The sequence below is a fragment of the Acinetobacter sp. 2JN-4 genome (assembly GCF_003687745.1).
GTDB lineage: Bacteria > Pseudomonadota > Gammaproteobacteria > Pseudomonadales > Moraxellaceae > Acinetobacter > Acinetobacter halotolerans.
This window is the reverse complement of record NZ_RDNY01000009.1, coordinates 15,990-30,332: the sequence shown is the minus strand read 5'-3', so window position 1 is coordinate 30,332 and position 14,343 is coordinate 15,990. Positions and strand designations below refer to the sequence as shown.

The window sequence follows — 14,343 nt, the reverse complement described above, 5'->3', positions numbered from 1 at the left end:
CGACTACTAGGTTAAGCGTATGGCAAATTTAAAAGAAATTCGCGCCAAAGTAGCTAGTATCAAGAGCACGCAAAAGATTACTCGCGCGATGCAAATGGTAGCTGCTTCTAAAATGCGTCGTGCGCAAGAGCGCATGGCTCAGGGCCGTCCGTATGCCGATAATATGCGCCGTGTAATTGCTCACTTGGTACAAGCAAACCCTGAATATAAACACCGTTATATGGTTGAACGTCCTGTAAAGCGCGTTGGCTATATCGTAGTGTCTTCAGATCGTGGCTTGGCGGGTGGCTTGAACATTAACTTGTTCAAGAAAGTTGTGCAGCATGTCAAAGCACAACAACAGCAGTCAATTGAAGTTGAATTTGCTTTGATTGGTCAAAAAGCGGTTTCGTTTTTTAAGAATTACGGCGGTAAAGTGCTTGGTGCGACCACCCAGCTTGGTGATACACCGAGTTTGGAACAGTTAACTGGCTCAGTTCAGGTTATGCTTGATGCATTTGATAAAGGCGAATTAGATCGTATCTATCTCGTTTCAAATGGTTTCGTCAATGCTATGACTCAACAGCCTAAAGTAGATCAACTTGTTCCTTTAGCATCAGCAGAAGAAAGCGATGACCTCAACCGTACTTATGGTTGGGATTATATCTACGAACCAGAAGCAGAAGAATTGTTAAATGGTTTGTTGGTTCGCTATATCGAGTCTATGGTTTATCAAGGTGTGATTGAAAACGTCGCATGTGAGCAATCTGCACGTATGGTCGCAATGAAAGCAGCGACCGACAACGCAGGGCAGTTGATTAAAGACCTACAACTCATTTACAACAAGCTGCGTCAAGCCGCGATTACTCAGGAAATTTCCGAGATCGTTGGCGGTGCCGCTGCCGTTTAACATTATTAAGTTTGAATTGAGGAGACAGCAATGAGTAGCGGTCGTATCATTCAGATCATCGGCGCGGTTATCGACGTCGAGTTTGAGCGCAATAGCGTTCCTAAGATCTATGACGCTCTCCAAGTTGACGGTACTGAAACTACGTTAGAAGTTCAGCAACAGCTTGGCGATGGTGTAGTTCGTACCATCGCAATGGGTTCTACAGAAGGTCTTAAACGTGGTCTTACTGTAACCAGTACAAATGCACCGATTTCAGTTCCTGTGGGTCCAGCAACGCTTGGCCGTATCATGGACGTTTTGGGTCGCCCGATTGATGAAGCAGGTCCTGTTGCAACAGAAGAGCGTTTGCCGATTCATCGTCAAGCTCCTTCTTATGCAGACCAAGCTGCATCTACTGACCTTTTGGAAACTGGTATTAAAGTCATTGACTTACTTTGCCCGTTTGCGAAAGGTGGTAAAGTTGGTCTATTCGGTGGTGCCGGTGTTGGTAAAACCGTTAACATGATGGAGTTGATCAACAACATCGCGAAAGCACACTCAGGTTTATCTGTGTTTGCTGGTGTTGGTGAGCGTACTCGTGAAGGTAACGACTTCTATCACGAAATGAAAGATTCTAACGTTCTTGACAAAGTAGCAATGGTCTACGGTCAGATGAACGAGCCACCGGGTAACCGTTTACGCGTAGCGTTGACTGGTTTGACCATGGCTGAATACTTCCGTGATCAAAAAGACGAAAATGGTAAAGGTCGTGACGTATTATTATTCGTCGACAACATTTACCGTTATACACTTGCGGGTACTGAAGTATCAGCATTGTTAGGTCGTATGCCATCTGCAGTAGGTTACCAACCGACACTTGCAGAAGAAATGGGTGTTCTTCAAGAGCGTATTACGTCTACTAAAACGGGTTCGATCACATCGATCCAAGCAGTATACGTACCTGCCGATGACTTGACAGATCCATCGCCTGCAACAACCTTTGCTCACTTAGATGCAACAGTTGTATTGAGCCGTGACATCGCATCTTCTGGTATTTATCCAGCGATCGATCCACTTGACTCAACTTCACGTCAGTTAGACCCATTGGTTGTTGGTCAAGAGCATTATGAAATTGCACGTTCTGTACAGAACATTTTGCAACGTTATAAAGAGCTTAAAGACATCATCGCGATCTTGGGTATGGATGAATTGGCTGAAGAAGATAAATTGGTTGTTTACCGTGCGCGTAAAATCCAACGTTTCTTCTCTCAACCATTCCACGTTGCTGAAGTGTTCACTGGTGCACCTGGTAAATTAGTATCGCTTAAAGAAACCATTCGTGGCTTTAAAGGTCTATTAGCTGGTGAATACGATCACATCCCAGAACAAGCGTTCTATATGGTGGGTGGTATTGACGAAGTGATTGCTAAGGCCGAGAAACTTTAATTAGCAACTCTAATTTAGGAGGTTCTCATGGCGACGATGCAATGTGATGTCGTAAGTGTGAATGAGTCAATTTACTCTGGCACAGTAACGATGTTGATCGCTAAAGGTGCAGGTGGTGAGCTTGGTATTTTACCTGGGCACGCTCCACTTGTAACTTTACTCCAGCCTGGACCGATTCGTGTTCAGTTGGAAAATGGTACAGAAGAAATTGTTTATGTATCAGGCGGCGTGTTAGAAGTTCAACCTCATGTTGTGACCGTGCTTGCAGATACTGCAATCCGTGCCGACAACTTAGATGAAGCAGCAATTTTGGAAGCTCGTAAACAAGCTGAACAATTGTTGGCGAATCAAAAGAGTGATTTGGACTCTGCTGCTGCACTTGCTTCGCTTGCTGAAACAGCAGCTCAGCTTGAAACGATTCGTAAAATCAAAAATCGTGCAATGTAATTGTTGATTTGAGATTAAAAAAAGCCACCGTCAGGTGGCTTTTTTTATGGAAAAATAACTTAAAAACAATATTTAAATAATTGTCATTTTTATATAAAGTGCGTCACGCATTATATAATCAAATGAGAAATACCATAATGAAAATTTTACTTCCTGCTGTTCTTAGTCTTGCATTTGTTGGCTGTGCTACAGTGCCTCAAGCAACACCGCAATTGTCACAACAAGCAAAAAAACTGGATGCTCCAACTGAAGGTAATGCCGCAATTTATGTTTATCGCTCTAATAGTATCGTTGGTGCTGCATTGAAAAAAGATGTATGGATTGATGGCGAATGTTTAGGCGAAACGGCTCGTGGTACCTTCTTCTTAAAAGAAGTGACGGGTAATCAAAAACATACGGTTTCTACAGAGTCGGAATTTTCACCAAACCATTTGGCACTGACGACGGAAGCGGGTAAACAATATTTCATCCAACAATACATTAAACCTGGAGTGTTAGCAGGTGGAGCAAATCTAAAACAAGTCGATGAACAGACGGGTAAAAAAGCAATTGCTGAATATCAATTTGCACAGTCTGGTAAATGTAGCAAAGCAACGATTAGTTTAGATAAGAAATAACGAATCGTCACTTTAAGGTGGCTATTCTTCTATTTTGTTATTCTCAATTGGGTGAATTAGAAATATAAATCCAATTTAAGCACCTTTAAAGTTGATCTTGATATCGACCTTGAAGGTGCTTTTTTATTATCTAAAAACATAATATGATGAAGACTTAGCGTGATATGGATCACATCACGCTAAGCGATAAATAACGAGTAAATTTAATAAAAAATTAGGAAAAATATGTTAGCAAGTAATGTCTTAAAGTTGCGCTTGGATCGTATTGAACAACAGGGACATCATTTTTCTGTAAAAGATCAATTGAAGTTGGTCACACTTGCTCAACCTGAATTAACTGCGGGCTTATACAGCCATCTACTTCAGGTCACTTTGCCTAAAACATGGCATTTTCAACACGATACCACAGAAGAAATAAATTGCTCATTACGTTTAATTACATTGATTCATCAAGTTTTTATACCTGCTTATCAGCAACATGCCCATCGTTTTGCTTGGTTTGAACAATGCGTGGCATTTCGCCTGCAATATTTGACCCAAGGTCTTAGCGAGCAACAACGATATGAAATGGTAACGCAGTTAGCAAACTGTAAAGATAGCCCACTAAAATTAAGAATATTGAAGCAATTACACGCTGAATATGATGATGTTGAGATTAAGTATGCTTTAGCTGCTTTTTATCAGCGTTTAGAGGATTGGTCAGCAGCAATTGAAAACTACCGTATCGTATTTCAGCAGCAAGCCATTCAGCCTGAAGGTGTTCATTATGATTTTATAAACTGCCTATTGAGTCGAAATCGTCATCACAATGAGCAGGGTAATAGTGATGTGGTTGAAGCCCTACAGCACTTGGGAAATTTAGAACATATCCAACAACAAGCGAAACATGAGCAGTTAACCCAATGGGCTGTTTCATTGATGTTGCCTGAGCGCTTACAATCCAGTCCAGTTGAATCAACCAAGCTACTGATCGATCTACAACACCGATTAAAATATATGGGTCATTCTTTAAACCATTGGTTGGTCACCCATGCGTTTATCGTGCCTTACTATAAAAATGTGATTGAAAGTGCACCTAAGCTGTTAAATAACAGTGAGCTTGTGGTGAGCTTGGATCGGCATAAAGCGGCCAATGATGCTTTGCAGAAAATTTTAACAGGTCGAGACTTAAAATTGGTCAGTGGTATTCATCCTGCACATTATCGTCTGGGTTTTATCTGGAACTATTTACACATCAATCCTTTAGTTTTGGATGCCTTGGTCACCGCGTCCAAAGGTCATCCTGATGCTTTTTATAATCTAAAACAAATTCCAGCGCCTGATGATGATCATGATGCAACTCTGACACGCTTATCCTCTTATTTGGCAAAGCAACAAGTCGCTTATAACCTAAGCCAGCAGGGGCATACGATTGAGTTTGCAGAACACGCTCACTTAGCAGGTTTTGACCTGATTGTGGATGGTACACCGATGCAGGTGAAGTGTACTTTGGCATCGGATGCAGTAGAGTCATTTGCAAAAAGCCACCCGCATATTGCGATTATTGTGAATATTGAATTGGCGCATCTGCAAGAGAAATATGCTTCTGTTTTTGCTGATCTGGCATTGAGTTATGAGTCCGTTCACCGCACTGCCCAAACCAGTTTGCAACATGTGGTTGGTGTTGATGATTTTCTTTCAATTCCACTGATGAATACAGGCTTTGCGGTGTATCGCAATTTTGCTGCCTCACAAGCTCAGCCAGTGTCCCGTCCATATTTAGCCGATAAACAATCGAACTCCGTGATCAAAAATAGTTTGGCAATCGGCGCTGCGATTGGAGGACTTGTTTCGGGGTCTATCGGTGCTTTTGTTGTCGGTGGTTTCGCTGTTTATCGTACTTGGCGCGTGCAGAAAGTTGAGCAAGCAAAACCATTGCAAGAAAAACAACAATTGATCGCGCAGTGCAATCAGATGGTGGACTTACTCATCGATTTCGCCGAATGGTTTAATCAAAATCTCTTAAAATATCGCGTTGAATTATATGCGTATCAACTTCGACAAATTGAGATGAAGCTGATGGGTAAAATTCCTGAAGCGGTGATTTCTACGACTTTATTTGCATATAAATTTGAAGCTTATCAACGTGCATTGAAATTGCATCAGTGGATGCAACAACAACTTGCTTATGAAAATCCTAAGCGCAGAGTACAAGCGGGCTGGGTTGCTCTGGCACAGTCAGATCAGTTTATGTCGATTGAATTAAAACAACGTGTCATTCAACTCAATGCTGAACTCATAAAATATAAACAGATGACACAACATGGTTTGCAATTATCGAAAGTTCAGCATGCATCGAATGATGTTGCTAAACCTGCTTATCCGATGCAAACAATGCAGATTTAGATATCTGTCTGAGCTTCTGTATCTGCTTTTCCTAATACGAGTGTTGCCAGTTTAAGCATATCCATTTGAATACGATTAAATTGTTGCTCAATTTTTTCAATGTCTAATTGGCTAATATCCAGTTGACCATGAAGGAGTGGCATTTTTAAAAGTTGTTGATTTGCATTAAGTAAGCGCTGACGAATTTGATCGACTTCATGACTCTTTAGATGAAGTGTTTGTAAGGTATCGTGTAAAGCATGCAAATTTTGTTTGAGATCTGCTGTTGTATTTTGCAGTTGCTGGGTATTCTTTTCTTGAAGCGCTTGCTCAAGCTGGTTTTGTGAGCTTTTGAGCAGAGCCGTATAGTCATCGGTTTTTAGCTGTAGTTGTGCTACATCACGTACGATATTAAATAGGTTACCACTGCTTAGCTTTTGAATATCCTGCGGTGTTGTTGTATTGGCATCATCGCTGATGTTTGGTTTAAACTCTGTGTTTGGTTCAGCAACTTGTTGGTTTTCTTGAGGCACTTGATCACAACCGACGAATGCGAATGTTGTAACAAGTACTGTTGCAGAGAAAATGGCTTTGATGGCTAGATTTTTCATCGTGGCTAAACTGCACCAAAATATGAGAAGATCGTCACTATAATGAGAAAGTATGAAGAAAAATGTGATTTTTGCAATTCATTAACATTTTAGTCAAAGAAAATAAATAAGAAAGGGTGTTTGGGTGATGCAAAAGAGAAGGAGCGTAATATGATCCTTCTCTTCTATGGGTTTGTAACTTATTTGGCTAATTCAGCTTCAATTGCAGTCACGATACGCTCATCATCTGCAGTAATATCTGGTGCAAAACGAGCCACGATCTCACCATTCTTATTGACTAAGAATTTTTCAAAATTCCATAATACTTCAGGTGGATTATTTGGTGTTAGACCATAATCAACTAGATCTTTCCACCAAGGGCCTTCACCAGTACGCTCGGGAATTGCTTGGGTTAAAGTCTGGTACAAAGGATGTTTATCGTCGCCAGCGACTGAGATCTTGGCAAATAATGGGAAATGCACATCATAGTTGAGCGAACAGAATTGTTGGATTTCATCATTTGAACCTGGTTCTTGTTCTAAGAAATTATTGGCAGGGAAACCTAAAATTTCTAAACCTTGCTCTTTCTTGGCTTGATAGAGTTTTTCTAGGCCTTCATATTGTGGTGTTAAACCACATTTTGAAGCAACGTTAACAATCAGTAGAACTTTGCCTTGATATTGGTCAAGATCAACGTCTTGACCTTTGATATCCTGAACAGGGATGTGATAAACCGATTGGCTCATGAGATAGATCCTAATTTATTGTTGTGACAAGTCTTGATTGTTTTAACTGCTATTGGCTGAGAGTGCAATCCTAAAGATATGAAAGTATACAAATAATATTTATATTGCAGCATTTTTAAGTTGAATTGGCGTCTGTCCAGTATAGCGTTTAAAAAATTCGATGAAGCTAGAACTATGATGATAGCCCAACGCAAAGGCCAATTGTTTGATGGTCATGCCTTGACGGATTCGGTGAATCGCAAAAATGATTTTCGCTCGATTTCGCCATTCGGATAATGAAAGTTGTAGCTCTTGTTGACTCAGGCGAAGCAAATGACGGTCGCTGACAGAAAAGTTGTGTAAAACTTGCTGCAAGCTGAGGTTGAATAATTCAGGATCGGATAATTTTTCTAAAATTGGTACCAAAATAGGGTGGCTACTTTGTGGCAAATAGTGCGAATGGGCTGGGGCTTGTTTGAGTTGATCAAATAAAACTTGCAGTAAATGTTCAAGGTATTCAGGTTTTGCCGCTTGTTTTTGTTGTTCTAAAATCTGCACGACCAAAGCACGAAAAAAAGGTTCGATACTAAAGCAACGACAGCTATTGCCTAAAAACTGCCCGAATTTAGGGTGTATCCGAATACAAATATAATGAATTTTATGTTCAACAGGCAACGATTGATGTTCGGTACGCGGTGGTAGCCAAAGCCCATAACTGGGTGGTGATAAATAGTACTTTCCTTCAATGTCAAATTCTAAAGTGCCGTTTAAACTAAAATTAAAGTCACCCCAAAGTGAAGTATGCGGACTGACAACATCATCTTTTTGATAAAGAAACTCATGTACTTCGATACCATTCAGAAAGGGAAGTTGTGCAGTGATGTCATGCTTCATTGGGGCGCTCATGCTTTCTAGTTTTCGCAACTGACCTTTGGATTGTTTAAGCCTTTTGCTAAGGTGAAAATACTAATCAATGCTAAAGCAACAAAACTAATAACACCATAAATTAAGATATTTTCATTGAAATGATCCACCACATAACCGCCAAGCAGGGAACCTGTGGCAATCATGACTTGGAACATTCCCACAAATAATGGCATCCCTTTTTCAACAGCTTGAGGTGCATGCACAAACATCCAAATATTTGCAGAGGTTGGAAATGCGCCAAAAGCAAAGCCCCAAAGTGCAGTTAATACAATCGCACCGAATTCGTGAATCGCAAAAATAGGGAAGCCGAAAAACACGATTGCAAAACAGATCCCGACAAAAGCAAGGGTATAACGCACATTTAAATTGCCGCTATAACCTGCAAAGGCATTACCAAATACACCTGCGATGCCATAAAGTAATAACAATGAACTAATGGTCGCACCATTAAAACCTGCAATATTTTTGAAGAAAGGTGCCAAGTAACTAAACGCACAAAAGTGAGCCAGACCGATTAATAGAACAATCAGCATCCCGCTACGGGCTTTTGGAATACGCAATAAAGCAGGTAAATCTCGTAAATGGATCGCAGACTCGGGTTTTAACTTGGGTAAGAAAATCATTTGCAGAATGAGAACCATCAACCCAATCGCTGCGGTAATGCCAAAAGCACTGCGCCAACCATAAAATTCACTCAACCATGTTCCAATCGGCACGCCTAATACCGTCGCAAAGGTCACACCAGCCATGACCACAGCCGTTGCTTTGGCAATGGGCAAATGTGCGGGCGCGAGTTTACCACTCAATGCAATTGCGGTTGCCCAGAAGCCACCAATTGCAATGCCAAGCACTAAACGACTCAATAACAGCACATTAAAATTATCGGCAAAAGCGGTAATGGTATTAGCAATGACCATAATCGCAGTCAATGCAATCAACAGGTAGCGGCGATCCATTTGTTTTACTGCAATAGGCAACAACGGAGCAGCGATGGCTGCCATTACGCCGGGTAAAGTGATAATTAAGCCTGCCGTACCCACCGAGATATTCAGATCAGTCGCGACACTATTTAAAACACCAACTGGTAAAAATTCACTGGTGACCAGTGCAAATGCACCAATCGCAACAGCTAAGATGGCAAACCAACTGCCTTGTGTTTGGCTTGACTGAATGGGGGGTATTTCGCTAGAAAGGGAGTTTTCCATAAAAATTCCTTTATTGTTAGTAAGATAACAATAAAATTTGAAAATGAATAATGTTTTGTAACGATCGTTATGAAATAAAATAGTTGATAAAAGTCAATCAGTCAATTATTTTATAGTGAACGTTATAAAAATATTTGTGACCCTTATGACTCATCCAGATACGTCGCTGCCGTCACCTTGTGATGACACGCTAAAAAAGAAGCGTGGACGTCCAAAGTGTTTTGATGAACAGCAGGCTTTAGAAAAGGCGATGTTGTTATTTTGGGAGCATGGCTATGAGGCGACTTCGATTAGTGATTTAACTCATGCTTTAGCGCTTACGGCTCCGAGTCTCTACAGTAGTTTTGGTGATAAAACAGGATTATTTTATAAATGCATTGATTACTATCTTGCACATGAAGCTTGTCCAATCGAAGCGATTTTCTTAGAAGCCAAAACCACAAAGGTGGCATTTGAACTTTTTCTTTATGACAATGTTCAGCGCCTAGCACAACCCGATAAACCTTCGGGTTGTATGCTGGTGGTTGCAACCATGAATTGTTCTGATAATGCCCAAGCTATACAACACAATATTCTTGAAAAGCGTCTGAAAACCAAACAAAAAATGCTGCAACGTTTACAGCAAGGCGTTGTTGATGGTGATTTGGCAGCCATAGCACCATTAGCAGAAATGGCCGATTTTTACTCAACGGTTTTGCAAGGCTTAACCATCCAAGCACGAGATGGGGCAACGGTCGCACAGTTACATAAAGTGGTTGAACACGCGATGCGGACTTGGGAGTTATTCTAATCGATGTCGTAACCGCGATATAAATGTCTGAAATACGATATTTCAATTAATTTGGACATCTTTCACAATAGCCACATTGCTGAAATATTGTGAGAAAGGTGATGGGTCAGTTAACAAAATATCAAAAATGGGCATTTGTGTTGCCCTTGATAGCGGTCTTAATTTGGTCACTGAATATTGTGGTGACCCGTTATGTGGCTGATCTGATTTCACCTGTCAGTATTAGTTTTTATCGGTGGTTTGTGGCTTTTCTTATTTTGACACCGTTTATGTTGCCGAAAGTTTGGCAGCAACGCACTTTAATTCGTCCATTGATCGGTAAGTTAGCCATATTGAGTGCATTTGGTATGGTGTTATACCAAGGCTTGTCTTATACCGCGGCACATTATACCACTGCTACTAACATGGGTATTGTGAATGCTTTTGTTCCTGTATTTACCATATTTATTTCTTATCTGATTTTGAAAGATCGACCGAATCGTTTTGCGATCTTCGGTAGTCTGTTGTCATTTGCAGGTTTGATTTATGTCATGAGCCAAGGGCATATTTCCAGTTTATTTGCCCAAGGTGGGCACTGGGGCGATGCGGTGATGGTCATCGCTGTTGGTTTCTATGCCTTCTATGGTGTATTCCTAAAAAAATGGCAACTGCAATTGCCTTTAATGACCAGTTTATATGTACAAATTGCATTTGCGTTGTTGTACCACCTGCCATTTTTACTGTGGTTTGGGCTAGACAGCATCAATGCTGATAATGCCGCAAGTGTATTGTATGCAGGTATGTTTCCATCATTGATTGCACCATTATTATGGATGCTTGCTGTGCAATCGATTGGTCCAAACCGAACCAGTATTTTTATGAATTTAATGCCAGTGTTTACTGCCATTATTGCCAGTTTCTGGTTGGCAGAAAGCTGGACGATTTATCATACTGTTGGAGGGGCGATGATTCTTGCAGGTATTGTGATGGCACAGAAAAAAACCGTGAAATTATCGTCCCAAGTGTTAAAGCCGACGATTTAAGATGTATTTAAAATGCGTGTTTGTTTAAAAAATAGACAAACGCGCAAAATAATAGATATGAAGACAATTCTTTCTATTTGATATTAAACGTATATTTTGAAGAAATGCTAAATTTGTGATCAAAAAAAAGCTGAATAAAAATAGAAATATAATTTTATTGAAAATAGAGAAGTGACAAAATTGGTACGCTTTTCACCTTTTTTGCACGGCAAATAATATATTTGTATAAATAGGATGATTGATCCATAATAAGCGCGGAAGCAAATTGATACTTTTTAGTGTTTAGATTGCTTGCCGAATTTGTGAACCCTCTGGATGTGATTATACACATCCTTTTTATGCTCAGTTATCCCTATATAACTGAGCTTTTTTTTGTCTGCGTTTTGGCTCATTTTATCTGTTGTTTTATGCCCGAATCACTTTGCCTGTGAGCGCATCTAAAATTCGACTCGGTTCTTGGCTCTGTCCTAAATCACCTTCTAGATAATTTAATGTGGAACCAAAATAGCGTTGTGCCTGTTCTAAGCTATGCGCAGGCGTTAAACCTGCTGGATTGGCACTGGTCGAGACAATAAAGCCATCAAAAGCATTGCACAGCTCGACACACAATGGATGGGTGGTGACACGCACAGCAACCAAAGGATGTTGCCCTTTAATCCATGTAGGAATCTGTTGATCAGCAGGTAGTAACCACGTGGTTGCGCGTTCAACTGGAGTGCGGTTAGACCAGCTATTGATGACTTGCTGGCGTATTTTGGGAGTCAAACTTTGTAATAAATGTTCGACTTGTGCGATTTGCCCAGCCAGTAAAATTACGCCTTTTTCGATTGGGCGATGTTTTAGCTCAAGTATATTTTGAAATGCCTGCTCATTCTTTGGGTCACAACCCAGTCCCCAAACGGCTTCTGTCGGATATGCCAATACTTGACCTTGTTTGAGCAACTGAGCAGCTTCGGAGATGGAGGACGTTATCATGTGAGAGTGTAAAAATAAAAATAAGCGGAGGTGTTAGTTTAAAGCATTGGGCGACAACGTAAATAGCGTCCGCCTTGTTGTGTGCACAATCCTAATAATTCGAGTTCCATTAATTGTGCCGTTAACGCTGCAATAGCACTTTGGTTACGTTGAGCGAGTTGATCTAAGTCTTGACCGACCCAGTCTAACATTTGATAGAGGCCAATCAGATGTTGCGGAAGACTTGCTGCGGTGGGAGTAGTATCTTCGACTTGCTGTTGCTGAGTTTGCCACTGTGTAGGCAATGCCAAATCTTCAATCACTTGCTCAGGATGGTCGACTAGAATCGCACCTTCACGAATCAGTTGATGGCAACCTTGATGGTGTTCGCTATAAATATGCCCAGGGATTGCAAATACCATTTTGCCCTGATTGGCTGCCTCGTTTGCGGTGATCAGAGAACCACTTTTTAATGCAGCTTCTACCACGACCACACCGAGACTTAAACCACTGACGATACGGTTACGCCGTGGAAAATGTTGTTGTAAAGGCATTGTGGTCGGTAGAAATTCGGTCACAATCGCACCTGACTGAATAATCTGTTGCGCAAGTTGTTTGTTTTGCGCTGGATAAACGGTATCTAAACCTGTGCCGACCACGGCAATGGTGCGCTGATGAGCGAGTCCACCTTGATGCGCGGCTTGGTCGATGCCATGTGCTAAACCACTGCTAATATAAAAACCTTTTTCACTTAAATAATAGGCAAAATCATATGCGACTTGCCGCCCATGTGGACTGGGCTTTCGGCTGCCAACCATGGCAATTTGTGGTTGTAATAGCGTGTGCGCTTGACCTTGTCCAAATAAAATTGGTGGATGATCAGCATAAGGTAAAAGTTGGGTGGGATAGCCGATATCGTCAGGAGTTAGAATAAAATCGCTATGCTGACAAATTAATTGAACCAGTTGTTCAAACTGTTGTTGCCCTTGAGTTGTTTGGAATGTTTCTACGCGTTTTAAGTGATTGGCATGTAAGCCGAGTTGTTGCCATTCTGAAAAACGATGCGCTTGGGTCGCTTGTTCACAATCACCAAAATAGTGGATGACTTTTTTGAAACTAGAAAGCGAATGTTGAACCAAATACCACAACAACACAGTGTGGTAGTGATGAGGTGATAGTTGATTCAACATTTCAGATCAGTGCTCAGCCATCAACTAGTCTTCAAGACGAGGTGGTTTGATGTTTGAGCCGACTTTAATTGGTAAATCGCTTTCAAGTACATAGGCATAACTAAGACGATCAAAGCTCTTAAAGATCATCACATTACCTACATATTGTCCGGGTAATTTGACCGTTTCTTTGGTTTTAGGATCTTTAACGGTTTCGCCGTCTTGATAAGCATTAAAGACTTGCCCGATTTCAATACCGTCAGTGGTACCGCGATCAACAGTGACGACACCATTTTTAGCAGCAGTACCGATTGAGCCCATGACTCGAATGATTTTACCGCCATCTTTGACTTGATCTGCATCTGTTGGATAGAACAAGGTCGGTAACATTGCATCTTGTTCAGCCATCACACGATCACCACGACGGACTTCACCATTGTAGCTATCGGTTAACTCAACTGTGGTGATGTCATTTTCATTGCGAATGGCAACACCTGAAGCCACTTGAGTGAGTTCGATGCCGAGGTTCTGCTTTTTACCGTGTTCATCAATAATGATGTAGGGTTCGCCTTCGCGGAATACGCCATAGCGCTGACCATTTTCTAGCCCTTTACCACGGACATAGACACTTTGACCTTTGCCCGCGAGGACACGCTTGTCAGCTGTACCCAAAATGTATGGAGTATGTGCAATAGTTTCCACTGGAAGAATCGAGGTGCGTTCTAACCATTGTTGAATATGCGCCAGTGGAATCACGGGGACGCTATTATTTAGGGCTTCAACACGAACCTGTGGACGTAAGGTTGAGGTATTGCCAGTGTGGCGACGAATGATCCCAGCACAGCCATCACCCTCATCTTTACCAATTAAAGGTTTACCGTTCAATGTACACAATAACAGACGATCGCCCGGATAAATCCAGTGTGGGTTTTTCACATGTTTATTGCTTGCCCAAATTTCTGGCCAGCGCCAAGGTTTGCTTAAAAACTTGCCTGAGATATCCCAAAGGGTGTCACCTTTTTTCACCACATAAACATGGGGTGCACCTGCTTTGATAGCAGAAGGGCTGACATTTGGACTTGCAGCATGGGCGATATTAACGCTCATCCCCAATCCCGCGCAAATTGCCACGGCAATCAGTTGTTTTTTTAACCCCAAGGCATGAAATGAGTGTATGCCGTTTAAAACCTTTTTCATTATCATAATTCCTAAAAATTAT

General features: G+C 41.3%; 14 protein-coding genes. 7 read left to right on the top strand and 7 right to left on the bottom strand.

The window, feature by feature from the left end; all coding sequences use genetic code 11:
- Positions 1-19 precede the first annotated feature (19 nt).
- From atpG to EAH57_RS12585, 5 genes are all read left to right on the top strand, one after another.
- Positions 20-889, top strand: coding sequence for a F0F1 ATP synthase subunit gamma (atpG, locus tag EAH57_RS12605; protein ID WP_121930353.1), 870 nt, complete (start codon positions 20-22; stop codon positions 887-889).
- A gap of 30 nt (positions 890-919) precedes the next feature.
- Positions 920-2,314, top strand: coding sequence for a F0F1 ATP synthase subunit beta (gene atpD / locus EAH57_RS12600; RefSeq protein ID WP_004668113.1), 1,395 nt, complete (start codon positions 920-922; stop codon positions 2,312-2,314).
- 27 nt (positions 2,315-2,341) lie between these two features.
- Positions 2,342-2,761: a F0F1 ATP synthase subunit epsilon gene (locus tag EAH57_RS12595; RefSeq protein ID WP_004668114.1), complete on the top strand. Its 420-nt coding sequence runs from the start codon at positions 2,342-2,344 to the stop codon at positions 2,759-2,761.
- 137 nt (positions 2,762-2,898) lie between these two features.
- The gene (locus EAH57_RS12590) at positions 2,899-3,378 is read left to right on the top strand and encodes a DUF2846 domain-containing protein (RefSeq protein ID WP_121930352.1); all 480 of its coding nucleotides are present in this window, start codon (positions 2,899-2,901) and stop codon (positions 3,376-3,378) included.
- A gap of 225 nt (positions 3,379-3,603) precedes the next feature.
- Positions 3,604-5,763 carry a hypothetical protein gene (locus EAH57_RS12585; RefSeq protein WP_121930351.1) on the top strand — a complete coding sequence of 720 codons (2,160 nt, stop codon included), beginning with the start codon at positions 3,604-3,606 and terminating at the stop codon, positions 5,761-5,763.
- Here the strand turns inward: EAH57_RS12585 and EAH57_RS12580 are convergent.
- From EAH57_RS12580 to EAH57_RS12565, 4 genes are all read right to left on the bottom strand, one after another.
- On the bottom strand, positions 5,760-6,353 hold the full coding sequence (locus EAH57_RS12580; RefSeq protein WP_121930350.1) for a hypothetical protein: 594 nt from the start codon (positions 6,351-6,353) through the stop codon (positions 5,760-5,762). The genes EAH57_RS12585 and EAH57_RS12580 overlap by 4 nt on opposite strands.
- A gap of 179 nt (positions 6,354-6,532) precedes the next feature.
- Positions 6,533-7,078 carry a glutathione peroxidase gene (locus tag EAH57_RS12575; RefSeq protein WP_004668118.1) on the bottom strand — a complete coding sequence of 182 codons (546 nt, stop codon included), beginning with the start codon at positions 7,076-7,078 and terminating at the stop codon, positions 6,533-6,535.
- Positions 7,079-7,177: 99 nt separating this feature from the next.
- A complete protein-coding gene (locus EAH57_RS12570) occupies positions 7,178-7,951 on the bottom strand; it encodes an AraC family transcriptional regulator (protein WP_121930349.1) in 774 nt (257 codons plus the stop codon).
- 17 nt (positions 7,952-7,968) lie between these two features.
- A complete protein-coding gene (locus EAH57_RS12565; RefSeq protein ID WP_121930348.1) occupies positions 7,969-9,189 on the bottom strand; it encodes an MFS transporter in 1,221 nt (406 codons plus the stop codon).
- Positions 9,190-9,334: 145 nt separating this feature from the next.
- Between EAH57_RS12565 and EAH57_RS12560 the strand changes: the two genes are divergently transcribed.
- Positions 9,335-9,979 carry a TetR/AcrR family transcriptional regulator gene (locus EAH57_RS12560; protein ID WP_121930347.1) on the top strand — a complete coding sequence of 215 codons (645 nt, stop codon included), beginning with the start codon at positions 9,335-9,337 and terminating at the stop codon, positions 9,977-9,979.
- 101 nt (positions 9,980-10,080) lie between these two features.
- Complete coding sequence (locus tag EAH57_RS12555; RefSeq protein ID WP_121930346.1) at positions 10,081-11,001, top strand: DMT family transporter; 921 nt, start codon at positions 10,081-10,083, stop codon at positions 10,999-11,001.
- 405 nt (positions 11,002-11,406) lie between these two features.
- On the opposite strand, the gene EAH57_RS12550 is transcribed toward EAH57_RS12555, so the two are convergent.
- The 3 genes from EAH57_RS12550 to EAH57_RS12540 are packed head-to-tail and all read right to left on the bottom strand — an operon-like array spanning position 11,407 to position 14,321.
- Positions 11,407-11,976, bottom strand: coding sequence for a Sua5/YciO/YrdC/YwlC family protein (locus EAH57_RS12550; RefSeq protein WP_121930345.1), 570 nt, complete (start codon positions 11,974-11,976; stop codon positions 11,407-11,409).
- A gap of 38 nt (positions 11,977-12,014) precedes the next feature.
- On the bottom strand, positions 12,015-13,145 hold the full coding sequence (gene dprA, locus EAH57_RS12545; RefSeq protein WP_121930344.1) for a DNA-processing protein DprA: 1,131 nt from the start codon (positions 13,143-13,145) through the stop codon (positions 12,015-12,017).
- Positions 13,146-13,169: 24 nt separating this feature from the next.
- Positions 13,170-14,321, bottom strand: a complete 1,152-nt coding sequence (locus tag EAH57_RS12540; protein ID WP_121930343.1) for a LysM peptidoglycan-binding domain-containing protein — start codon at positions 14,319-14,321, stop codon at positions 13,170-13,172.
- Positions 14,322-14,343 lie beyond the last annotated feature (22 nt).